This window comes from Paenibacillus sp. V4I5 (genome assembly GCF_030817255.1).
Lineage (GTDB): Bacteria > Bacillota > Bacilli > Paenibacillales > NBRC-103111 > Paenibacillus_E.
Window position 1 is genome coordinate 4,144,528 of sequence record NZ_JAUSZB010000002.1, and the last position, 22,266, is coordinate 4,166,793.

At 40.6% G+C, this 22,266-nt stretch carries 22 protein-coding genes and 1 pseudogene; 8 read left to right on the forward strand and 15 right to left on the reverse strand.

Annotated features, from left to right (window positions below):
* Positions 1 to 134 precede the first annotated feature (134 nt).
* Genes QFZ78_RS20665 through QFZ78_RS20675 form a run of 3 tightly spaced genes read right to left on the reverse strand, consistent with a single transcriptional unit; the run spans position 135 to position 3,059 of the window.
* Positions 135 to 1,022: a glycine betaine ABC transporter substrate-binding protein gene (locus QFZ78_RS20665; RefSeq protein WP_373461133.1), complete on the reverse strand. Its 888-nt coding sequence runs from the start codon at positions 1,020 to 1,022 to the stop codon at positions 135 to 137.
* 5 nt (positions 1,023 to 1,027) lie between these two features.
* On the reverse strand, positions 1,028 to 1,858 hold the full coding sequence (locus QFZ78_RS20670) for an ABC transporter permease (protein WP_307555818.1): 831 nt from the start codon (positions 1,856 to 1,858) through the stop codon (positions 1,028 to 1,030).
* The gene (locus QFZ78_RS20675) at positions 1,836 to 3,059 is read right to left on the reverse strand and encodes a quaternary amine ABC transporter ATP-binding protein (RefSeq protein ID WP_307550405.1); all 1,224 of its coding nucleotides are present in this window, start codon (positions 3,057 to 3,059) and stop codon (positions 1,836 to 1,838) included. The genes QFZ78_RS20670 and QFZ78_RS20675 overlap by 23 nt, the downstream gene beginning before the upstream one ends.
* A gap of 232 nt (positions 3,060 to 3,291) precedes the next feature.
* On the opposite strand from QFZ78_RS20675, the gene QFZ78_RS20680 reads away from it, so the two are divergent.
* The 3 genes from QFZ78_RS20680 (at position 3,292) to QFZ78_RS20690 (ending at position 5,777) form a co-directional block, all read left to right on the forward strand.
* Positions 3,292 to 3,864: a GbsR/MarR family transcriptional regulator gene (locus QFZ78_RS20680; protein ID WP_307550406.1), complete on the forward strand. Its 573-nt coding sequence runs from the start codon at positions 3,292 to 3,294 to the stop codon at positions 3,862 to 3,864.
* A gap of 287 nt (positions 3,865 to 4,151) precedes the next feature.
* Positions 4,152 to 5,468: an ArsB/NhaD family transporter gene (locus QFZ78_RS20685; RefSeq protein WP_307555820.1), complete on the forward strand. Its 1,317-nt coding sequence runs from the start codon at positions 4,152 to 4,154 to the stop codon at positions 5,466 to 5,468.
* 18 nt (positions 5,469 to 5,486) lie between these two features.
* Complete coding sequence (locus QFZ78_RS20690) at positions 5,487 to 5,777, forward strand: hypothetical protein (protein WP_307550408.1); 291 nt, start codon at positions 5,487 to 5,489, stop codon at positions 5,775 to 5,777.
* A gap of 23 nt (positions 5,778 to 5,800) precedes the next feature.
* Here the strand turns inward: QFZ78_RS20690 and QFZ78_RS20695 are convergent, their stop codons facing one another.
* From QFZ78_RS20695 to QFZ78_RS20715, 5 genes are all read right to left on the reverse strand, one after another.
* Positions 5,801 to 6,466, reverse strand: coding sequence for a hypothetical protein (locus QFZ78_RS20695; protein ID WP_307550410.1), 666 nt, complete (start codon positions 6,464 to 6,466; stop codon positions 5,801 to 5,803).
* A gap of 319 nt (positions 6,467 to 6,785) precedes the next feature.
* Positions 6,786 to 7,316: a hypothetical protein gene (locus tag QFZ78_RS20700; RefSeq protein ID WP_307550412.1), complete on the reverse strand. Its 531-nt coding sequence runs from the start codon at positions 7,314 to 7,316 to the stop codon at positions 6,786 to 6,788.
* 275 nt (positions 7,317 to 7,591) lie between these two features.
* On the reverse strand, positions 7,592 to 8,164 hold the full coding sequence (locus tag QFZ78_RS20705; protein ID WP_307550413.1) for a hypothetical protein: 573 nt from the start codon (positions 8,162 to 8,164) through the stop codon (positions 7,592 to 7,594).
* A gap of 240 nt (positions 8,165 to 8,404) precedes the next feature.
* On the reverse strand, positions 8,405 to 8,746 hold the full coding sequence (locus QFZ78_RS20710; RefSeq protein WP_307550415.1) for a hypothetical protein: 342 nt from the start codon (positions 8,744 to 8,746) through the stop codon (positions 8,405 to 8,407).
* A gap of 142 nt (positions 8,747 to 8,888) precedes the next feature.
* On the reverse strand, positions 8,889 to 10,130 hold the full coding sequence (locus QFZ78_RS20715) for a TolB family protein (protein ID WP_307550416.1): 1,242 nt from the start codon (positions 10,128 to 10,130) through the stop codon (positions 8,889 to 8,891).
* 631 nt (positions 10,131 to 10,761) lie between these two features.
* Between QFZ78_RS20715 and QFZ78_RS20720 the strand changes: the two are divergent.
* Positions 10,762 to 11,800, forward strand: a pseudogene (locus tag QFZ78_RS20720) (DUF3231 family protein).
* Positions 11,801 to 12,363: 563 nt separating this feature from the next.
* On the opposite strand, the gene QFZ78_RS20725 reads toward QFZ78_RS20720, so the two are convergent.
* The 4 genes from QFZ78_RS20725 to QFZ78_RS20740 form a co-directional block, all read right to left on the reverse strand.
* Positions 12,364 to 12,837, reverse strand: a complete 474-nt coding sequence (locus QFZ78_RS20725; protein WP_307550418.1) for an NUDIX domain-containing protein — start codon at positions 12,835 to 12,837, stop codon at positions 12,364 to 12,366.
* A gap of 932 nt (positions 12,838 to 13,769) precedes the next feature.
* On the reverse strand, positions 13,770 to 14,156 hold the full coding sequence (locus tag QFZ78_RS20730; RefSeq protein WP_307550420.1) for a DUF6597 domain-containing transcriptional factor: 387 nt from the start codon (positions 14,154 to 14,156) through the stop codon (positions 13,770 to 13,772).
* Between the two features lie 302 nt (positions 14,157 to 14,458).
* Positions 14,459 to 15,130, reverse strand: a complete 672-nt coding sequence (locus QFZ78_RS20735) for an NPP1 family protein (RefSeq protein ID WP_307550422.1) — start codon at positions 15,128 to 15,130, stop codon at positions 14,459 to 14,461.
* A gap of 654 nt (positions 15,131 to 15,784) precedes the next feature.
* On the reverse strand, positions 15,785 to 16,234 hold the full coding sequence (locus QFZ78_RS20740; RefSeq protein ID WP_307437992.1) for a Dps family protein: 450 nt from the start codon (positions 16,232 to 16,234) through the stop codon (positions 15,785 to 15,787).
* A 515-nt stretch (positions 16,235 to 16,749) separates the two neighbouring features.
* Here QFZ78_RS20740 and QFZ78_RS20745 point away from each other — a divergent pair.
* Genes QFZ78_RS20745 through QFZ78_RS20760 form a run of 4 tightly spaced genes read left to right on the forward strand, consistent with a single transcriptional unit; the run spans position 16,750 to position 20,639 of the window.
* Entirely contained in the window at positions 16,750 to 18,192 is a 1,443-nt protein-coding gene (locus tag QFZ78_RS20745; protein WP_307550424.1) for a spore germination protein, read from the forward strand.
* 15 nt (positions 18,193 to 18,207) lie between these two features.
* Positions 18,208 to 19,341 carry a Ger(x)C family spore germination protein gene (locus tag QFZ78_RS20750; RefSeq protein WP_307550426.1) on the forward strand — a complete coding sequence of 378 codons (1,134 nt, stop codon included), beginning with the start codon at positions 18,208 to 18,210 and terminating at the stop codon, positions 19,339 to 19,341.
* 3 nt (positions 19,342 to 19,344) lie between these two features.
* The gene (locus QFZ78_RS20755) at positions 19,345 to 20,439 is read left to right on the forward strand and encodes a GerAB/ArcD/ProY family transporter (protein WP_307550427.1); all 1,095 of its coding nucleotides are present in this window, start codon (positions 19,345 to 19,347) and stop codon (positions 20,437 to 20,439) included.
* On the forward strand, positions 20,436 to 20,639 hold the full coding sequence (locus QFZ78_RS20760; RefSeq protein ID WP_307550430.1) for a hypothetical protein: 204 nt from the start codon (positions 20,436 to 20,438) through the stop codon (positions 20,637 to 20,639). Before QFZ78_RS20755 ends, QFZ78_RS20760 begins: the two co-directional genes overlap by 4 nt.
* Before the next feature lie 4 nt (positions 20,640 to 20,643).
* Here the strand turns inward: QFZ78_RS20760 and QFZ78_RS20765 are convergent, their stop codons facing one another.
* The 3 genes from QFZ78_RS20765 to QFZ78_RS20775 form a co-directional block, all read right to left on the reverse strand.
* Positions 20,644 to 20,925, reverse strand: a complete 282-nt coding sequence (locus QFZ78_RS20765) for an aspartyl-phosphate phosphatase Spo0E family protein (protein WP_307550432.1) — start codon at positions 20,923 to 20,925, stop codon at positions 20,644 to 20,646.
* 75 nt (positions 20,926 to 21,000) lie between these two features.
* Positions 21,001 to 21,120, reverse strand: coding sequence for a sigma 54-interacting transcriptional regulator (locus tag QFZ78_RS20770; RefSeq protein WP_307555822.1), 120 nt, complete (start codon positions 21,118 to 21,120; stop codon positions 21,001 to 21,003).
* A 287-nt stretch (positions 21,121 to 21,407) separates the two neighbouring features.
* The gene (locus tag QFZ78_RS20775) at positions 21,408 to 22,262 is read right to left on the reverse strand and encodes an oxidoreductase (protein ID WP_307437980.1); all 855 of its coding nucleotides are present in this window, start codon (positions 22,260 to 22,262) and stop codon (positions 21,408 to 21,410) included.
* Positions 22,263 to 22,266: the final 4 nt, after the last annotated feature.

The following is a 22,266-nucleotide window of genomic DNA, read 5'->3' on the forward strand; positions in this document are numbered from 1 at the left end:
AAAACCTCTAAATAAGAGATAATCCTTAATAATTGAAATTAGTTAAAACAAAAAGAAGAGCCCTTAGCTTTCTGGCTCCTCCTGAAATAAGTATTATATGATTTGTATTGGTCATCCTTTAGAATATAAGCTAATTATTTTGTTTTCAAGTCCTCAATCGAATCGATATTCATATATTTCGGAACAACCAGCCCCAATTTGGTGCCGTTCAAGTTAGCTCCCAAATCCTCGATTTTCCCAGCATATTTATCAAAATAATCTTTATGTGTTGTAGGAAGCCAAGCTGCAACCATGGCATCCGCGCTTCCATCTGAGATTCCTGCCCACATAGGTCCCGCTTCGACTTGCAGCATCTCAACTTTGTAACCAAGCTTCTCTTCTAGTACAGCTTTCACAACATTGGTACTAGCGATTTCAGAATCCCACGCGACATAAGCCAGTTTAAGCTTCTTTCCTTTTTCTTGGGGCAGATCCTTCACCCAACTATCAACTTTGGTCGCATTATTCTTTACCCACCCACCGGCTGCTTCTTCCGGCCTTTCCCCTTTAATAATAGCCGACATAACGACCGCCATCTCTTCGGGTGTCCACTCAAACCGGTCTAGCATGGTGTATGCTGAAGGGGCTTCCTTTTTCAAGCCATTTCTCACGATTGTATGTATTTGCTCGTCTTTCCCGAACACACCTTTGGGATCATTTAAATATTTCAGATCATATTTAGCGAACATCCAGTGTGGTGTCCACCCGGTCACAATAATAGGCTCCTTGTCTTTGTAAGCCTTGTCCAGAGCTGCAGCCATCGCTGCACTTGAGCCCTCCACAAGCTTCCAATCCTTGAGGTCATAATCATTCAATGCCTGCGCGGTTTGCTTCATTAATCCTGCTCCAGGATCAATACCTACGATCTCATGTTTAACCTTATTTCCTATACTAGCATCCGATGATGCTATTTTAGAACACCCAGTAATGATTAGTAGTGAGGTTAAAATCACCAGCATGATAGATTTAGCTGTATTTTTCAACATATTTATACACTCCATTTTTTCTTCAGTATGTACTGCATCATTCTATCAAGCAGTATAGCCAATACGACAATAGACAAGCCTGCTTCAAAACCCTGACCTGTTTTAATTTGAGTAACAGCACGATATACATCCGCCCCAATACCCTGGGCACCAATCATAGAAGCAATAACTACCATTGAAAGTGCAAGCATGATGGTTTGATTTATTCCAGCCATAATCGTAGGCATAGCTAGCGGGAATTGAAGCTTGAACAATTTCTGAGTTGCTGTCGAACCGAATGCATCAGCTGCTTCTACTAAATCCTCGGAAACCTGCCTAATCCCCAAGTTAGTAAGTCGAATAGTAGGTGGTACGGCAAAAATGACGGATGCGATCACACCAGGTACTACGCCTAAACCAAAGAAAGTGACTGCTGGGATCAAATACACAAATGCCGGCATTGTTTGCATGAAGTCCATTAAGGGAGTAACGAAATTCCGAACCTTCTCACTTTGTGCACACCAGACTCCAAGTGGGATGCCAATGAGAATGGATATGAGAGAGGAAGTCATAACTAGTGCCAGTGTGTCCATTGTATGGCTCCAATAGCCTAAGTTATCGACCAATAATAGACCTGTAGCAGAAAATACGGCAAACGGCCACCTACCCAAGTAATTAGCCAATATCGTAATCCATGTAATAAACAGAAGGGCTGGAAAAAAGTGAAAAAAGGAAGAAAAAGCATTCACACTGCCTTCGATGCAATCTGAGATTATTTGAAATAAGAAAGCACAGTTTGATTCAAGTACATCCACACCTTTTTCGACCCATTCATCTAACGGTATCTTTGGGATCAATCGTTTTTACCTCCTCTTTAGCATTCGGTTGACCAGCGAGCGCTCCAAGAACAGCTCCACGAACAATAACGCCTAAGATTCGCCTATTCTCGTCGACGACACCTATCGGGTATTTGGAGGTCCCACATATCTCAAACAACTCATATAACATTTGATCTGGTGCAACTGTCGGCGCATCTCGGATAACAATGTCCTCCAGATTTTTTCCGTATCGCACGGCTCCAGATGCATCTTCTGCGGTTATGACGCCAATTAATTTTTTTCCGCGATCAACGACGAACAAGTTGGAAATACCGTTTTCACTCATGAGCTGAAGAGCAACCCTCGGACCTCTGTCAATTCCTACCGTTTCCGGCCTACGCATGACCGAGGATGCCGTCAATACTTTGGACAAGTCTACATCTTCTACAAACCTCTCTACATATTCATTGGCTGGGTTCATCATAATCTCTTCCGGCTTCCCAATTTGGACAATGCTTCCATCTTTCATAAGGGCGATTCGGTCACCAATGCGAAGTGCTTCATCTAAATCGTGCGTGATGAAAACAATCGTTTTTTTCATCTTATCTTGAAGTTCCAATAACTCATCTTGCATATCCTTCCGAATTAGTGGATCCAAGGCACTAAAGGCTTCATCCATTAAGAGAATATCAGGGTCATTAGCTAGCGCTCTGGCAAGACCTACTCTTTGCTGCATGCCGCCGCTTAATTGAGAAGGCATACTGTCTGCCCAATCCTGCAGTCCAACAAGCCCCAAAGCTTCAATCGCCTTTGTACGTCTTTCCTTTACCCCTATACCCTGGATTTCTAATCCATATTCCACATTTTGAGCAACGGTTCTATGCGGGAATAATGCAAATTTCTGGAACACCATACTAATGCTTTCTCTTCTTACACGACGAAGCTCTTCATCCTTCATACCTACAATATCTTTGCCATGAATGGATATGCTTCCTTTCGTAGGTTCAATTAATCTGTTCAGCAGTCGAACCAAAGTTGATTTCCCGCTGCCTGACAGCCCCATGATGACAAATATTTCACCCGATTGTACCGAAAAGCTGACTTCGTTGACACCCACTGTATGCTTCGTTTCCCTGTAGATCTGCTCCTTTGACTGTTTTTGGGTCAGTAACGAAAGAGCAGAATGGGGATCAGGCCCAAAAATTTTTGTCACCTGATGCACATCAATTATAGTCATACGCTCACTCCTTTCTGTATGAGTTAATCCCTTTTATCTTCTATAGTGTAAAGAAATAAATTCAGTTATGTCAACAATAAATTCTGTTTATACCGTTTATACAGAAATAACTGTACAAAAATGTCGTTTATCTCCTATACGCTTTATCATCCTATTTAATGACTTTCTTTACTTTATTAAAATTGTTTCTTACAATAGCGATGTAAACAAAAAGGCAGGGTGAATAGATGCTATGGAACATATACAAGGAATAAATTCAGAACAAGAAGTCATCATACAAAAAGCTCGAAAACGTGTCATTGAATCCATCGGTAAAAATATGGATCTTTATGGCATCACCCAGTCAATCGGTCATTTATACGGACTTCTTTTTTTCCAGAATAGTCCAATGACATTAGACGAAATGGGAGAGGCCATGGAAATGAGTAAAACCAGTATGAGCACAGGCGTGCGTACACTGGTTGATTTGAAGATGGTCAATAAAGTGTGGGAAAAAGGTTCACGAAAAGATCTTTACGAGGTAGAAATGGACTGGTTTCAAACCTTTGCGGATTACTTCGGGTTAAAGTGGCGTAAAGCATTAGAGATCAATCTTAGTTCTCTTCGCAAATCAAAAGTAGAGCTTTTGAATCTCTACAATCAATTTCCTCATGAAATTTCACTACAAGAGGTCCTTAAAGTTGATCTCGAGAAAATTGATGAAGCTATTCGATATTATACATGGTTGGACCGACTCATTGATTCATTTGAAACGGGCGACATTTTTAGCTTAGTACCCAAAGACCCGCCTAAAATCAACGACTAGTTTTCCGTTTGTTGACTCAGAAGCTCGTCCAGCTTCTTTATTCGCTTTTGCTCTTTCTTTCTTAATGCCTTCGCGTATTGACATAAATGAAAGATCATTGTAAATTTAAGTTACAAGTGTATACGGTGGTTTGCTTGATCATAATAATAAACTAACTAAATATTGCTGCGTTTTGGAGGAGCCTGTCACCAAGGGCTCCTTTTATTCTTTTTTCGACATAGGAGCCCTTGGTTGGGCTCTTTTTTTATGCCTAGAAAGGAGCACACAACAATTTGCATTTATAGGGAATAGTATTAACAAATGATGAAAATCTAGGAGGAACTATGGAACAGCAAGCAATCTTGGCAATTGGTATCTTTCTTCTCACGTACGGCATGATCATCGCCGAAAAAATTCATCGCACGATCGTAGCTATGATCGGTGGCGTCCTCATGGTCGTTCTCGGCGTTGTTGATCAGGAATCGGCTATGCATCACATTGACTTTAATACCTTAGGGCTTTTAATCGGAATGATGATTATTGTTAGTATTACAGCTGAAACCGGGTTATTTAAGTATATTGCACTGATTGCGGCAAAAAAGGCAAAAGGTGATCCCGTCAGAATCCTAGTGTCACTCGTGCTTATCACGGCGATTGGTTCGGCCTTCCTTGATAACGTGACAACCGTACTGCTCATGGTGCCTGTTACGTTCAGCATTACGCGGCAATTACGTGTAAATCCGATCCCCTTTTTGATCACTCAAATAATTGCATCTAATATCGGAGGCACCGCGACATTAATTGGTGATCCGCCAAACATCATGATCGGAAGTGCTGTCAAGGAATTGACTTTTATGGCATTCATCAACAATCTAGCTCCTGTTGTCGTTGTCATTATGGCCGTCACAATACCGATCTTCGTGTTTTTATTCCGCAAGCAAATTCAGACCACTCCAGAGCTGAAACAAAGCATTATGCGCATAGATGAGAAAGAAGTAATCACCGACCGCAAATTGCTAACCAAAAGCCTCTCCATTCTGGGACTTACGATTGTCGGGTTCTTTCTCCACCAACTGTTTCACCTTGAGTCGGCAACGGTAGCCTTAGCAGGGGCATTCCTGTTGCTGCTTCTGACTGGCGAGCATGCCATGGAAGAAGCTTTCACGAAGGTCGAATGGACCACCATCTTCTTCTTTGTCGGGCTGTTCGTCTTAGTCTCCGGTCTGGTGGAAACTGGCATCATCTCCAAATTAGCTGCACAAGCCATTGAACTTACGGGCGGGAATCCCGTTGCGACGTCCATGTTGATTCTATGGCTCAGTGCAATCGCGTCTGCGTTCCTGGACAACATACCTTTTGTCGCAACGATGATCCCTATGATTCAGGAAATGGGGAATATGGGAGTTGAGAATCTAGAGCCGCTGTGGTGGAGTCTTGCATTAGGGGCTTGTCTTGGCGGTAACGGTACGCTAATCGGGGCAAGCGCAAACTTAATCGTAGCTGGCATGTCCGGTAAAGAAGGACACCCGATTAAATTTGTTACGTTTATGAAATACGGTTTTCCACTTATGCTGCTCTCCGTTGTATTGGCTAATATCTACATTTATTTCCGATATTTAATATAAATGCAGGAGGAATGAACTGTGAAATTAGTCTATGAGTGGAATCCTGATATTATAGACATCCAGGAGATAGAGATTATGAATGACATCGAGTTCTCTATCCGAGTTCTCTCACCTTCGTTCTTCACTACAATGAAGCACATTCAGAAAATTTTTGAAACGAACGATGTCATTACCGATGTTTTCGTCTATACCTACTCTGACCACGAATATCGTGTCGTTGTCCGTAAAGATTATTACGGAGACTTCATCCTTCAACTCATGAAATGTCGTTTATTAACAAAAGTAGAATGGAAAGAGGAACTCCCATAATAGGGAGTTCCTGTAATGGCATACTATTCAATAACTCTTCCGGTAAGTGAATGAATCATGATTGATACTTGGCGCCCTTCTCTCTCGTAGGTGAGGACATGAACAAGAGGAACACCTTCTCTAATCGGCAGGTAACATGATTCTACGTTTACTGATTTACTTTCCTTAAGAGAATCGTCGTAGGTTAAGGCTATTCGTTTCGCCTCCTCGACAGATACCGCGGGGTACATAGGCCTACCCAAGCGTTTCTCTTCTAAGTCCGCGTGAAGTGTGCCATTTATACGCTTTACTACTCCAGAGGAGTCTAACTCTACAATTAACTGATTACCGCATACAGAGTTCTTGAAGAGTTGCCTTTGCAAGACAACCTTTATGGAGGTAGTGCCTTTATCAACTGATATTATTTTCAAGTCTTTATTTACATGCTTCAGACCATACATTGTTTTGATCTTATCGAGGTAATTGTATGTAATCCATCCCGGCGAATGAGCTGAGGGCTTGGTTAAATTCCCAGAAAGCAATTCGGGCGTTTGCGTTACGGTATTCCATTTTACTTGCAAGGTATTTTCACTCTCTGCACGAATGTTCTGAAGTACCCTCTGGGAACGTTTAGATATCTCTGTGTTCTCTGTTATTGGTATCAAACTAGAGAACGATACTAACAAGGTTAGAATCATCTTTGTAAACATGCTATCATCTCCTAACAACAGTTTCTGGTTATTCAGGAGATTTTATTCAAGGAAAAGCGAAATTAAATTTATCAACACGAAGATTTTAAAGTCACCTTTTAGTGGTTGGTGATTAAATTGCTATAATCATTGTATTCGTTCCGCTTATTAAACAAGATATATCTTTTTGTATGAAAGTATCCGGTTGGATCGGAGCAGGACTCTTGATATTAGTAGCGATCTAATCAATTGTGCTGGCAGCTTCGTCATTCAACTATAGTTACCCGTTTAAGTTTGATGTATTCTTCTCAAAAGGAAATCTAAATCTTCGTGTTTCCGGTTACCTCGCTTTCTTTCTCCGATGTAGGGGACGCCAATTCAATTCTTGGTCATTTTTGTGTTTTGCTCTCGGCTCCTTGAACACTTCATCTTGCCACATTTGATACAGATAAATGATCAACGCAAAACCGACCATCATCGCAATAACAGCTATTGTAGGCAAAGTCGATTCACTCGAAACAAGCCCCATCCGTTGCCATATCGGGTAAACGATGTACATAAATAGCCCATCCAAAAGGACATTGACAATCAAATATAACCACAATTTCCCGAAAGTAAAGCGGAATACCCAAATAACAATAGCCAAATATGCTCCATAAACCCAAGGAACCGGGATGACTTTATCCCACCCGAACAGACTGGAACCTGTCTCTTCCCACCATCCGTAATGGTAAGCCGCTTGATAAGCCAAGGTATGGATGACGGTCATAAACAAGGCGACAGGCATATACCTGCGTACAGTATCCATTTTCAAAAACAACAAGGACGCCCAAGGTAATATCAGTAAAGACCAGAGAATAATCCCATTCATGTCATTTGAACCCCATATCATTTTTCTTGTAGTGTTATTCCTGGTTCCTAAATTTATTCGTTTCATCCGAAAAAATCTTGGGGTCACTTATACTTTCTGGATACCCTTAAACTCCATTAAATCACTAAATTTCATAAGTTAACTACCTTTTCTTAATCATTTCCCTTGAAATTCCACTGTATGAATTGACAGAAGGCTGCCGATCATTTGCTATCGGCAGCCTTCTGTCGTTGTTCATTGAACTATAGTTCTTCGTCCCTCGGTTTAATCGACCCTCACTTATCTACTCTAAATGCAACCTTTGCTTTTATCTGTATTTCCTTCATCTCTTCCTTTGCCGATCCATGTAGTGGAGTGAACCGGGCTACTCCGGAGACTTCATACTCGCCCCAAGGGAGTGAACCGCTTGCACGGTAAGACTCAGCTACTTCTTTAATAAAATCAACGTATTCCTTCGGATCTTCAGACCTGTAACCGCCTCCACCCCTGTAGCGCTCTCTTAGAGGCTCTCCCTTCTTAAGAAGGGTAACAATGCGAGGCATGTTCATCATATAGATGATCTCAAATCCTCTTGTCTTTTCTGTAATCGGAAAATAAAACGGAGAAGCTGCGTGGGCGATTTCGATTTCCTTACCTTCACCTACGTATTCCAATTCTGCGTATAGATCCACCTTCTCACCTTGTGAATAAGTTGATTTTCCTGATATGAGTCGATATACAAAATCTCCTTCGGTCACCTCCGACTTCGACCCGATCTGCTCCTCTCCTTGTGCTTGTTGCTTTTCGATTTTTGTCCCTTCATAGCCCCCTAGAAACGTTAAGGCGACGACAGATATGATAATAATCAACTTGCTCAGCCTAAATCCCCCCCATTTGCTGTTCCTACTTGCTCAATTAGTTATTTGCGATTGGTTGCCACGTTGGTTCAGATCACAACTTCACTATAATTTTACCACATATTGGAACTTTCCTGCCCGTTACTTCAACGGTCAACGGCAGCCGATCGTGTGCCGGCTGCCGTCATGTCGTGATTGAACTATTGTTCCCAGTTAGTTGAATATAAAGTGTGAATTCCTGAGTAATACTTTTTAACCATTTATATCGAACTCATATATAGGGTTTATGCACCTCAAAATGGAGACAATTGCATTATTATATCCAGACATTTTTTCTGTTTCCCTTTCATCACTAATTACCTTGTTTTCGAATTGTACTGTCAGCATACGAATAATGCCTAAATACTTGTTTACAAATTCGTTTTCGTCCATTAGTTTCACATCAACCAGCATTTCATTGTAAGCAAGCAGCTCACCTTCATCATTATACTGAAACTCTAATTTATCGAATATGTTATTCGTTTTTGTGAAATTTATTTTCCTTTCAATAATATCAACAATGGTAAATTGCATCATTCTTTTAGGTTCAAGCATATACTCACCCTTTCATCATAGCTTACGTTTTATTAAGCGATCCTGCCCGTCCCATAATAAACAAAGCAGTTCGCGGAGGCGCCTGCTTTGTTTGTCTGAGTCTATGCAGCTAAAGTTTCTCGTTAGTCGAACGATTCTATCGTTAAGAGTCCTTCGGAGAATAAATCACCGGTGAATCGGCATTTTTCAGCCATAGATATGCGTTAGTTCCGTCAGGATCGGCAATCCATATATTAGCGTCTTGATAATGATATTTTCGTTGTATCCAAATCATTTTATCGGCCGAACGTATGTAATCCGGACTATAATCGGCATATCCTTCCGGCGGACTCGTAATTTGGGTTTGTTTACCCGAGACGGTGTCTATAACAAATAAAGCCGGAAGAGGATGCTTAGAAAAATCATTCGACCATTCCGCTTCTTTAATTCGGGAGACAAAGATCGTATTGTCATCCTTCCAAGCAAAATCCAAGTCGGCGTAGTTCTCAGGCGTATAGGTTGTGAACGCAGGAAACTCCTTCGTTTTTAAATCTTTATCCTTAAAACCAAAAACAAGTCTTCCCCCACCTGCAATATACGCTAATATGTCTTTAGATGGCGCCCATTTGGGCTTTCCGACTTGTAGAATGATCTCATCCAACACATCAAAATGACGGCCGGCCGCGGAGATCGTACAAACCATATTACTGTCCATTGACCAAGATGCCGTAGGCGATACAACGAAAGAAAGCCAGCGGCCGCTCGGCGAGTATGAAAAATCACTTGGATAGACCGCAATAATCTTTGAGCCGTTACTTGATATCTCATTAGGCAGGCTAAAAAATTTCTCAACATTCACCGAATAGCTCGCCTCCGCCCAATTTTGCGGCAGGACTTTCTTATAAAGCGTCGCTCCGGTCCATCCCTCAGGCGTAAGGTCGCCACTTTTCGATAAAATAAATCCGCTACCGTCAGGAGTCCAGACATATCCATCAACTCCAAGTGCAGCATTATTGAATTGCTTGAGGTCAGAAACATTTAGAGTGGTACCATCTTTATAGGCAAGAATGTCGCCGCGGGGAGACCACTTCGGAAAATACCCTCTTTTATAAATTTTTATTGTATTCTTGGCGGTGACATCATAGATATGAATGCTCTGCTGAGGTGGGTCCGCTTTATCTTCTTCAACATAGGAGAGTAACTTTCCATCAACTGACCATTCCGGGCCCATCGCCTTTCCCGATTTCGATACCTGAATCTCCGTACCATTCACAAATACCCACACGTTGCCATCCCTCATAAAAGAAACTTTCGCCGGCACCTGCTTCGAACCAAAAGCTGGATCTGCCAATTGAAATACCGAAATTAAGAATACAATCGTTACTACGAATTTCCGAAAAAACATAAGCATTCACCTTCTGGAAATCATTTTCCATTAGCACTACCCATTATTTTGGGAATTTACTCAGTCTAAGTATGTTCAATCAAATATAAAGTCAGTTACATGCTGTCCGTTAGCTGAGAAGGCTGCCGTTCCATTGCTGTCGGCAGCCTTCTCCCTTATGTTTATTGAACTAACGTTATCCGTTAGCGTAACGAAGGCATTGATTGCCAGAGTCTATCCACCGAATGAAATTCTGAACTGTGTCAAAGTTGCTACCTTCCACATGAACTTCATCTTTTATTTCTACCTGACATACTCAATAGAACAATTGCTAAAGCAATTATTGGGATTAGATGTCCTTCGAATATTTATTTTGTGACTTTGTCGGCAATCTGACGATATTCTTGTCACCCGACAATTTAGTATAAATGTAGAGGGTGCATGCATTTGAGGTCATTGGGATAAAGATAAATAACTTAGTGGCTTTTTTATTTTATCGGATCAGTTAACAGCAAGATAAGACAAGGCATGCCTGTAATTCGGCAGCCTCTTTTCTCAGGCAATACTTCCAATCCAATCTCAATATTGCGTTCGGAATATGATTTCGAATGGAGGAAAATACTAATCAAAAATTAATTAGGGAGTTTTTATCATGGAAATAATTAAACCCATTCAGCTTGGTTCAACTAAATCGAATATCAGTGAAAAACTAACATCAGCAGAAATGGGTAAACTTTGGGCAACATACATGGGAAACAGCATGTCAAAATGTATATTAAGCTATTACCTTCAACACGTTGAAGACGAAGAGATCAAAACTTTATTAGAGAATGCATTAAAATTAAGCGTAGAGTTCATGAAAACAACGAAAGATATTTTTAAGAAAGAAAAACTTCCCAATTCCTAACGGTTTTTCAGAAGAAGACGTTAACCTTGGTGCTCCTCGTTTATTTGAAGATGAATACTATGTTCATTACTTGAAATATGCAGCTAAAGCAGGAATGAGTATTTATAACGTAGCCGTACCGCTTGTTTATAGGAAGGATGTAAAAGAGTTTTTTATTTATTGTATGGATTCCACAATGGCTTTGATAGAACAAATCAACGATATATTAATGAATAAGGGATTAATCATCAAACCACCTATTATTCCAGTTCCAGATAAAGTGGAATTTGTTCATCAAGGTTTTTTAAATGGTTTTTTGGGACATGTACGTCCTTTACACGCATTAGAAATTGCCCATTTGTATGATAATATTGAAAATAATGCAACAAGCAAAGCATTAATCATGGCATTTAGCCAAGTAGTAAAATCGGAAAAGATTCGAAAATTGTTTATAGAAGGTAAGGATCTGACTCATAAAAGCATTGAACAATATATGGAAAAACTACATAATGAAAATCTACCTTCACCATCATTTCTTGACCATTTGGTTACAACATCAACGTTTTCTCCATTTTCAGATAAGTTAATGTTATTTCATAAGATTGACATGTTTTCAATGAAAATTAGAGCGTTTGGAAATTCTGCGGCTGTAAACGGAAGACATGATATGGGAGTCCTCTATGCAAAGTCATTAATGAAAATCTCATCATTTGTTGAAGATGCAGCGAAAATTTTGATTGAGAACGGATGGATGGAACAACCACCCTTTGCTGTTAATAGAGATAAGTTAGCGTCTGAAAAATAATCGTTAATGTAATTGAGAAAAGAACCAACCGCGACTTGGTTCCTTAGTATGTATATTTCATTTCCCTTTATTTGTGGCAATATTAAGTTCACTATATATGATGGTCATGTTCTCGTATGTATCCTTAGTCTGAATCAGTTGCAGGAACCATCTTCCTCTTTATTCCCCCCTCTTGATAAACTTCAATTTAGCTTAATAATAAAAAGTGACCCACAGCTACGTGCTGAGGGTCTAAGTTTATATTTTAAAGGGGGTCGACTTTTATTATAAGCTTGAATGATTAATGCCACATGAAAATAAGATTTCAATTATGTAACAAATATTTAATTGTGAATTTCGGTTGATCCACGGCAAACTGTCCCCTGTTCATGAAGCCTTTCTGCGATAGTTTAGAGCATATTCTATGGACAGCCAGGCCCGTTAACACAACGCGGCCACCGTTCATACCGGCAGCCGCGTCTATTAAGCTATAGTTCGCCGAGGGAGCGTAATACAAAAAACAGCCGTTTGTTCTGTCTGGCTACCGATTGATTCTATTCAGCTATCGTTCTGCGATAGCTGAATCATAAAATGAACTCAATTAACTTTCTATCTATCTCAGCGATATCACCAATCTCTGATGTACCATCCCAAAGGATAATTGAAGAAGCCTCATCGTTTTCAACAAAATCTTCAAGTAGGCATAGTTCCCCCATGAACAAAGCCCCATATTCTGTCCGTTCAGGGCCATGAAAACTTGGCTGAAGTCTAAACTTCATTAGACCTTTGAACTCAACCATATTGATATTCTGATTGGTTTCTTCAAGTAATTCTCTAATTACACATTGTTGAGCATTCTCTCCCGGTTCAATGACACCTCCTGGCAGTTCCCAGTTCTTTCTCCACTTATTGTTCAAGAAAAGGTACTTACCTTGGCACCTCACCACGATTAGAGCATGTGTTAAGGGAGCATCCAGTATAATTGCATTGAGTTTATCATACTCGATTCTTATAAAATCCAAAAAAACATTACCCCTTGAGTCTGTCATGATTGCCATTTTAATTCCTCCTTTTCTATTGTAACAAAAATAAAAAACGCGCTAGACCCTAAGTCCTGCGCGTTTTTATCGCAGGATGGGAAGCGCGAATAGCGTTAACCCATCCCTATTTTTTGAGGGATGAATTAACGCTTTTCATGATGATGAGATTGTTTTAAGGTCAAATTAAACATCACCAATTCTCCTTAATCAACATTACATTGTAATAATACCCACCAAATTGCTATAGAGTCAAGCATAAATCCCTCCGTTCGCATTAGCGTAACTGCCCGTTAGTTTAATCGCCGGGGGAGCCATCACATTATAACCCCATCCTAATAACAATAGATTCCATTCATCTAGCATAATCACTTCCTCCTGTTGCTAAAAAAAGCGTTCACCCAGTAAAGTGAACGCCTAATTGCTTCGAAACTTTATTGTCTGCCAACATTATGTTAGCGTTAGTTCGTTGGTACTTGAAATCACAAGCGGCTAGAGTAACTCAACTTTATGTAGTAAGAGTTATTTGTGATATCTCCCAATCTTTAACTCCATAAAAAGCATAATCTCATCCATATCACTGTCCGATAATTTGTTGAATAGCTCAATTAACTTCAGTTCTTTTTCATTAATCACTGTTTGAAACAAATCTATTGTATGTACGTTATTCTCTTCTTTAACAGACTCACCGAGGATTAGCCAACTCAAATTAGTTTTACATGTCCCAAGAACGAATAACGATCATGAACGCTTTTTTCGTCAAACTAAAACCCGCCATCGCCGGATGACAGGACGCCGTAGTTGGAATGATTACATCCTTTGAAGTGGAGAGTTTGTTGTGTTGGTTGACGATACTCTTCAACAGGAAAATGAATTAGAGCGTCTCCAACTTGTTGATTACAACACTTTTGCTCAAGAACGTAGCAGATGGAACGAGCGTCTTCATGAAGGGATTAAGCGAAATCTGATAATGGACAAGATTGATTAATCAAATCCTTCATATCAATCTTCGATCTACCTGTTACATGTAGGGAGAGAAAACGAACACCGAAGTAAACGGTATTTCTTTTCAAGGTGATCGTGTGTCTGGAAAGCACGGAGCCGTACACCTGGATGTTAGGCTGACTAGCGTCACAACTGAATAACATGTCCACATGACCGTCCGGAATCGCGACGAAATCTGGAGATCCCACGCTTTTGGAGCGAAATTGATAAAATAAAGCGGGGATGTGGCGCGCGTCGCCATGCGCTTTGTATTCTTGATAATCAGCCGTATGCCGCTCTATTTCAGGCTGCAAAGGGACATAACCATGGGTCGTATCCGTCATGAACTCATTCATCGCCTGCTCCCCCTCAAATATCCAATTGGTTTTAAATCATTATTTTAATGAGCGAACTAAAAATTGTCAACATATATAACATATGCAAATATATTAAGTGACATGAACGGGCGGAATTCCAAAGATATTGGTATGAAATAAGCAATCCAAGCACACTAACGTTGCATAAAACTTAACGCCAAAATCTTACTTATTGAATATAACTGCCCGTCGTTAGCGCAATGACGGCTGCCCTGCGGCAGCCGTTTTGTGTTGAACTATCGTATCTCGTTAGTCCTATGAAATTCCTGACCTCTCGGAAGTCATGACTTTTTCCCATACAATTCCGTTAGATCTGCAATTTTTGTCATAATCCTCTCGGGAATCTCCTTTAACAGCTTAAACCAAGGCACAAAAAGTTCTTCGTCCAAACGGTATTCCTTATATACCAAGGCAGGTGTAAACGCACAAGATTTCAAATAAGTCTCTACCAGCTTGTTCGTCTCCTCATTCGTCATAATCGTTCCTTCCAGAAAATAAGGAATGGTCAAACCATCAACACCAGCATCTTCGTTTACTGCAGTCATAAAGTGTGGAACGAGCTCCAAAAACTCAGCTACTGGACTAAATGCATGCTTCCCAGGCTGCGAAAACAGCCGCACATGCGTCCCATCGAGCAAATTGCTTCGGTCCTTCAGGAGCCCTTTCAAATACTTGCCGTGAAAGCTCGCTTCACAATCGATGACATTTCCATCATGGCCTATGTAAACCCATACATGCTCCAATTCATACAAATGCTGAATATCATAATCCCAATAAATTGCGTATTCAATAATCTGCTTCAAACGTAGATCATTGAATGAAAACGATCTTCGAAAGGAAGGGGAGACCCCCTCCTGTTCAAAAATCGTTACCCCGACCCGAACCGGAAAAAAGGGCTCATTTTTATCAAAGTACAGATAAGGCGCGTAAACCTGAATAGTTTGCATATCCATAGGATGCTCCCCCTTATTTTTTATTACAATATCCTCTTGTTAACACTTCAAGTTGCAGATTAAGCTTGCAGCTTCAGGTATGAGGTATATTCAACTTTAGTTTCCGTTAGTTGAGCCTCTCTGCGTTAAATCAGAAAAGGTGCCACGATTTTCGCATTTTTTTAGGTATGATATTCATTATAGATCCATCACGCTCCACGATGGCAAGACCAAGAAGTTGCAAATCCCCGTTGGAGATTTTGTCAACATAATATAGACTACCCTCCACGATGCTAAAACCGAGATTTCTAAGATCTGAACTGTAAAAAAACATATTAAATTCCTACTCTCTCTTGTATGTTGAATAAATTGAATCATTCCCAGAATGTTTTATAATTTCATACATTTGTTCAGCTAATCTCCCGTTAGCTTAATCGCCGGAGTGGCCCTCAATCAATTTATCCCCCACCTAATGACAAAGATTCGTTCGTCTAACTAGCATCCTGCTAAAAAAAGCATTCACCCAGTAGAGCGAACGCCTAATTACTTCAAGACTCTATATTGTTACTTCAAAACTTATTGTCGATGAATATAACAACCGACGTCCGGTAACAGAGTTGCGTAATTGTATTACCGTCAATTAGAAGTGATTAAACATAAAGCCAAAGATTTCGCTTACTCAAGAAATGAATTTAACATCCAAACATGCTTTTCCAAGGATGTGTGAATAGCCAGCAACATATCTGCCGTTGTGTCATCGTTGAGAGATTCTGCTAATACCATCCCGCCCCTTAATTCTACAATCATAATTTCAAAATCTTGAGCGATGGTTTTCACCATTTGATCCGCATTTTCTGTCCCGGTTGCTTCTTTTACTGAGGAATAATTTAAATAATCTACCATTCTCGCCATCGGCAGCCCCTTAATTGCAAGTAACCGTTCTGCTAAATCATCACTGTGAAGCGCAACTTCGTTGTATAACTCTTCAAATTTGAGATGAAGCGTAAAAAACTGATGTCCTTTCACATACCAGTGGTAGTTATGCAGCTTGGTATACAGCACATTCAAGTTTGCTATTTGTTTATTCAACACTTCTTGCAGTGTTACGGTAGTTGAACTCATCATATCTCGTCTCCAAAATTCAATTTATTTTTTCTATAAAATATTTAGCTATAAACTATATTTCCTCTATCTCCAGATTCCAGTACTGCCTTTACGATCTCCAAACCAAAGCTTCTTCTATGCTCTAGTAATGAACCAAACTTTTTGCTTTGCCATATTAAATCCCATCCTTTTCAAAATAGTTTGCGATTCTGTTAAGAATCTGAGCTTATTTCATCATGATTCCAACAGGTCAGATCATCGCAGCCGGTACTTTTTTGTTCCTTCCGCCTGATGAGTTAACTATACCGAACTTGTTGATCTTTCGCTTCGCTGTAAAGTCCGCACTATTTGTTCATTTAGTTCAATCGTGCAAGTTGCTTTTCAATATTTCTTTCCAAAGCCGTGATTTGATTTTTCTATTCATTAAAGGGTTAAAATTTTGTAAGGTTGATTTTCCACAGATTGTTGGCATATGTATAAAAATTCCACCACAGCAAACAATATGGCTAGTATTAGTGGGAAGTGGGGGATTTTCCATGTTAAGGGCTGACACAACTAGTCTCATTGTTGAACAAATCACGGAACGTCTTGGACAATCTCCCGACTTCATTTGTAAAGAACTGGTAATCAACGAAGAATTGAACCTTTACTGCATTTATCTTGCATCGATCGTAACGACGAATCAGATCGATGAAATGCTATTGAAGCCCATTTTTGAAGGAAATCCAAGCATAGAAACATCTACACATCATCCAGTTCACTGGTTGACAAATAGAATCCCGCTTATTGGGCGGAAGGAATTGTCAGGATCCATAGAAGGTATCAACGAACTTCTTGAAGGTCATTGTCTTCTCATTCCAACCTGGGGAAATACAATTCTAAGTTATGATGTCTCAAAAGGGGAATATCGTACTATTTCGGAACCCACATCGGAGGCTTCTGTTCGTGGTCCAAGAGAGGGCTTCGTTGAGGATATATCGCGGAATGTCGCTTTAATCCGGAAAAGACTGAAGAACGAACATCTAGTGTTTGAATCCATGACGATCGGGTCAGCAACAAAGACTAAAGTATACCTGACTTATCTCAATAATGTAGCCTCCGTGCAAGTTATTGATGAGTTCCGCCGTCGTCTTCATGCCATTCAAACCGATAGCATTTTGGAGAGTGGATATATTGAAGAATGGATTCAAGATAAAACATTCTCGCCGTTTCCTCAACTAGTTAGTTCAGAACGACCAGACATCATTGTCGCTAAATTACTCGAGGGACAAGTCGCGGTCATTACAGACGGAACACCGATCGTTCTATTGGGGCCCGTCACTTTTTTTCAAATGTTCTCATCGGCAGAAGACTATTACCAACGAGCGGATATTGCCACTCTTACGCGTTGGTTGCGTATGCTTGCTTTTTTGTTATCCATATTCATACCCTCTCTTTATATAGCGGTGGTAAGCTATCACCAGGAATTATTGCCTACCTCCCTCCTAATCAGTTTGGCGGCTCAACGTGAAGAAGTGCCGTTTCCTGTGTTTATTGAAGCGATTATCATGACGGTAACATTCGAGATCTTACGTGAAGCCGGACTTCGTATGCCGCGTATTGCCGGCCAATCCATATCTATCGTAGGCGCTCTCGTTTTAGGCCAGGCCGCAGTGGAAGCCGGGCTCGTTTCGGCAGCGATGGTTATTGTTGTATCCCTTACAGCTATTTCGAACTTCGCATCTCCTAACTACAGTTTCGGTATTACTCAAAGAATCATTCAGTTTTCTTTTATGCTATTGGCCGGGGTACTGGGATTATTCGGCATCATGTCCGGCGTTTTTTTTCTACTGGTTCATTTGGTGTCGATACGTTCGTTCGGTGTCAAATATATGACTCCACTAGCTCCCGTAGCGCTTTCCGACTTGAAGGACACCTTGGTTAGGGTCCCCCGGTTTTTAATGAAACGAATTCCGCGTGCGTTTTATTCAAAGAAATAAAATGGAGTGAGAATCGTGAGAAAATCATGTCTTGCCTTATTTCTTCTGCTGTTCTGCTCAGGATGCTGGGATATGAAGGAAATTAATCAATTAGCGATTGTCAACATCGCTGCAGCCGACAAAGACCCGAAAACGGGTATGATCACCGCTTATTTTCAAGTCATTAATCCCTCAGGTGTCTCAACGAAAAAAGGCGGCTCAGGAGGCGCAGCCGTATATACGTATGATTTCAAGGAATATAGTTCGGGGAGATTTGCGGATAAGACAAGCAGGGTAATGCCAAGGTTGTTTTATACACCTCAAATACAGTGTTATATTGTTTCGGAACGGTATGCCCGGCAAGGTATTTTAGATTTAATTAATTTTCTGGAGCGAGATCCGGAACATCGGACAAATGTGGATATTATCGTTTCCGACGCACCGTTATCCGTTGTCATGAACAGCTTTACCTCTCTGGAAAGAGTACCGGGCCGGTATATTCGCTCTTTGTTTGAACTTCATGCGCGTAATTTTCATATGAGTGTATTCCCTAGCCGGTTAAACGATTTAGCGAAAGGTATCAATTTCCACCAACCGACCATCATCCCCATTCTCGAATACAGCAGCAAGCAACCTGCTTCTAAGGCAGATAAATTAGAAAGCATCAATGCAAGTAAAGAGTCGATGAGTTTTGATGATGGAGCTGTGTTTATCCATGCTCGCATGGTTGGCCGTTTGGGTGTGGAAACAAAAACGGTATTCTACATCTTGAATGGCAATCTCGAGAAATTTGTAGAACCCATTGTAGTTAATGGAGAAAAGGTCGATGTTGAAGCACAGAATGTTCGAGTTCATAGGGAATATGACCGCTCTTCCTCTCGTCTTACTATACAGGTCCGAGCTGATCTTCGGATATTAAGCAATAAACAAAATGAAATGACCGTTCAGAATCTTCATGATATAGAAACGGCATTTAATCAATCCCTAAAACAGAAAGCAAAGTCTTTCGATGAATTGTGTAAAAACAAAGACTGGGATCTGCTAGGCATTCAGGATAAAGGCGTTGATCCTGCAGCATGGCATCAATTTAAGGTCTTGGTTCTCGTAAACTCCAAGGTCACAACGATCGGGAATACAGGATCTTCATACAAGGTAGAAAAGAGTGATTGATAGATGGAAAATGCCCAGCTAAGCGGATGGCAATTGGTCACATTAACTTTTTGCTTTGTCTGCGGTACTACGTTTCTTTTGTTACCGGGAAAACTTATCGCTGATGCAAAACAGTACGGTTGGCTCGTTTGTGTGTGGTCGTTATTGTACGGGTTAGTTCTGGCGGTGTTGTGGCTGTATTTATCCAAACGTTACCCTGGGAAAAGTATCGTACAAATTGCGACACAAGTTCTGGGGAAATGGGCCGGAGGAATCGTCACTTCTCTTTACATCCTTTATTTCATACAAATTGCAGCTTGGGTAACACGTAATCTAGGTGACTTTATGCATGCCAATCTGATGCCGCGAACTCCCATTTCTATTTTCAATATCGTAGTGTTGCTCGTGTGCGCTTATGCTGTTGTGAAAGGGATTGAGTCGATTGCAATGGTTTGTGAGCTTGTTACGCCGTATATTGTGGTCGCTTTCTGGATTCCCTTCTCGGTCATGCTTAAGGTTTGGGACTGGCGGGCGTTCAGTTACCCCTATCATTTTCAGCTTTGGACCACAATTCTTCAAACCAAATATGCGCTTGCATTTCCCTATATGGAGACGGTTATGTTCATGATGCTTTTTCCATATGTAAAACGCAATTTAAAAACTTCATTTCTTTTAGGAATCGGCTCAGCCGGGGTTATCCTTTCTATTTCTATGTATATGACAATTGGTATTTTAGGATTAGAGCGCGGCTCCCATCATCTATACCCGGTTTACACCATTTTTCGTGAAATGAAGTTTTCCGGTTTCGTAGAACATTTAGAATCGATTCTTTCTATAAATATTTTCCTGTTAGTCTGTATCAAATTAAGTTTGTTATTTTATTGTGCGGTAACAGCGATATGCCAGCTGTTCAAAGTGGACAGACGCTCTGTAGTTGCCTATCCGTTAGTATGGATCATCTCCGCGTACTCCCTCTTATTCGCAAACGTTATAGAGAACGTTGAGTGGGTTCAAAAGTATTTGTTTAGCTACTATATGCTTTACGCCGTCATCGTTCCGGCCATTCTAATTATTGGTTCCTGGCTGCGGAACAAACAGAGGAGTGAAACCACGGCATGATCAGTATGCTAATCCTGTACACAATATTTCTCATCGGAGGTTTGATGGTTCTTAACCGGGTACGAAAGTTGATTAGAAAGGAATTACTTATTTTCATCGGGGTGACAACAGTGGGTGGAGTTCTTTGGGGAAGCATCATTGTACATCATCCACTTGATTTGAATAAGCTCATCGCATTGATTATTGACGAGTTGCAATAAGATTTCATGTTTGATTTTTCGGAGCTCCTATTTTTTTCATATATTCAACGATTAATCTATCTAAGCACTGGCTGATGCATATGACCTCAGGGTGATGTAAATCATAGCCAGAGGAAATGACTTTGTTTTCCAGTTCTTTTTTTATTCTCTGTATTAGTAAGAATAAATCGTGCTCTTGGATGAGTTTTTCCATTCTATTATCTATTAAACTTTTTTTCAATTTCCTCACTGTGTAGATTTGATTTGTTCTGAGCGGCCGATGCGTTAAATATACCAGACGAATCATGATATTACTTTTCTCATAAGCTCAAGGAATTTATCTATCTAGCTCATATTCTGTTCAAAAAAAACAAGGCCACCTTTAGCAAGGGGCATTGGTTCGGATCATCTCATTGCCGCCAACCCGGCGAAACTCATTTTCTTGAAGGACCCTTAGCAATTTGCCTTGAAGCGCGTAATCGAGGTCACCGATCTGTCGGATGTCCGCTACTTCTACCTAATATTGTCTTAACTGCGGAGTAAGCGATAAATTTTGTTGCTGAACTAATGAAAGCGAAGCTTCCATTCTTCTCCCCCCCTTATTACTAAAAGCGCTTACATAAAAATAAGAGATCTATCTTTTTACATAGCAAAAATTATGCCAACGGGGGAACTCAAGCCTTTGCAATCCATTTAATCTTACGTCAGATGATGTAACGGCAGAATTCATTATATGAATCTGCCGTTACTAGGTTTTACCTTAAAAGCTTAGATTTATCTTTTCCTCTTTTATTGAGCACTAACATCCTCATGATCTGTACCTCTAATAACGTCGTACCATGCCTCAATATCTTTTTCAAAATTAGCCGTCTTTTCCCGGTATCTTTGCAGCGAATCCTTACCAAGCGGCAAGTGAACCGGCGGCTTCTCCGCGCCCGCAACCTTCACGATTGCCTTGGCCAACTTGATGGGATCGCCCGGTTGTTTCTTATTCGCTTGAGTAGCGAATTTTCTCATTTCTCCTACTGTTTCCGCATAATCCGGAATGATGTTACTTGACCGCGTTAACGACGCAGCATCCAGAAATTCCGTACGGAAGAAGCCTGGGGCTACCACGGTCGCATGAATCCCAATCGGAGCCAACTCCAATGCAAGAGATTCCGTCAATCCTTCGACAGCAAATTTAGTAGAACCGTATACTCCCCACCCAATATTACCGCTTAATCCTCCAACGGATGAGATATTGATAATATGTCCAGAATGTTCTTTTCGCATAAAAGGCAGTACCGACCGGGTGACATTGAGCAAACCAAACACATTGGTATCGAAATTCTTTTTCACGTCATCAGCAGTGGCTTCCTCAACTGCACTCAGAAGTCCGAATCCGGCATTATTGACTAATACATCGATTCTTCCGAGTTTTTGAACAACTTGATTAGCGACTTCAGCCGCCTGTTTTTCATTCGTGATATCCAAAAGAACAACACTAAGATTCTCGGGGTTTCCTAATTTATTAGATAATGACTCCGCCGAGCTACGGACAGTCGCAACGACTTTATCTCCTGTATCCAGCACTGCCTTTACGATTTCAAATCCAATACCTCTGGATGCCCCAGTGATGAACCAAATTTTTTGCTTTGCCATATAT

Coding starts and splice junctions, on each gene's coding strand:
- QFZ78_RS20740 (WP_307437992.1), bottom strand. CDS start 16,234: ATGATGAGTTCAACTACCGTAACACTGCAAGAAGTGTTGAATAAACAA.
- QFZ78_RS20745 (WP_307550424.1), top strand. CDS start 16,750: ATGTTAAGGGCTGACACAACTAGTCTCATTGTTGAACAAATCACGGAA.
- QFZ78_RS20680 (WP_307550406.1), top strand. CDS start 3,292: ATGGAACATATACAAGGAATAAATTCAGAACAAGAAGTCATCATACAA.
- QFZ78_RS20725 (WP_307550418.1), bottom strand. CDS start 12,837: ATGGCAATCATGACAGACTCAAGGGGTAATGTTTTTTTGGATTTTATA.
- QFZ78_RS20730 (WP_307550420.1), bottom strand. CDS start 14,156: ATGAATGAGTTCATGACGGATACGACCCATGGTTATGTCCCTTTGCAG.
- QFZ78_RS20735 (WP_307550422.1), bottom strand. CDS start 15,130: ATGGATATGCAAACTATTCAGGTTTACGCGCCTTATCTGTACTTTGAT.
- QFZ78_RS20760 (WP_307550430.1), top strand. CDS start 20,436: ATGATCAGTATGCTAATCCTGTACACAATATTTCTCATCGGAGGTTTG.
- QFZ78_RS20700 (WP_307550412.1), bottom strand. CDS start 7,316: ATGAATGGGATTATTCTCTGGTCTTTACTGATATTACCTTGGGCGTCC.
- QFZ78_RS20710 (WP_307550415.1), bottom strand. CDS start 8,746: ATGCTTGAACCTAAAAGAATGATGCAATTTACCATTGTTGATATTATT.
- QFZ78_RS20675 (WP_307550405.1), bottom strand. CDS start 3,059: ATGACTATAATTGATGTGCATCAGGTGACAAAAATTTTTGGGCCTGAT.
- QFZ78_RS20775 (WP_307437980.1), bottom strand. CDS start 22,262: ATGGCAAAGCAAAAAATTTGGTTCATCACTGGGGCATCCAGAGGTATT.
- QFZ78_RS20765 (WP_307550432.1), bottom strand. CDS start 20,925: ATGATTCGTCTGGTATATTTAACGCATCGGCCGCTCAGAACAAATCAA.
- QFZ78_RS20715 (WP_307550416.1), bottom strand. CDS start 10,130: ATGTTTTTTCGGAAATTCGTAGTAACGATTGTATTCTTAATTTCGGTA.
- QFZ78_RS20695 (WP_307550410.1), bottom strand. CDS start 6,466: ATGTTTACAAAGATGATTCTAACCTTGTTAGTATCGTTCTCTAGTTTG.
- QFZ78_RS20755 (WP_307550427.1), top strand. CDS start 19,345: ATGGAAAATGCCCAGCTAAGCGGATGGCAATTGGTCACATTAACTTTT.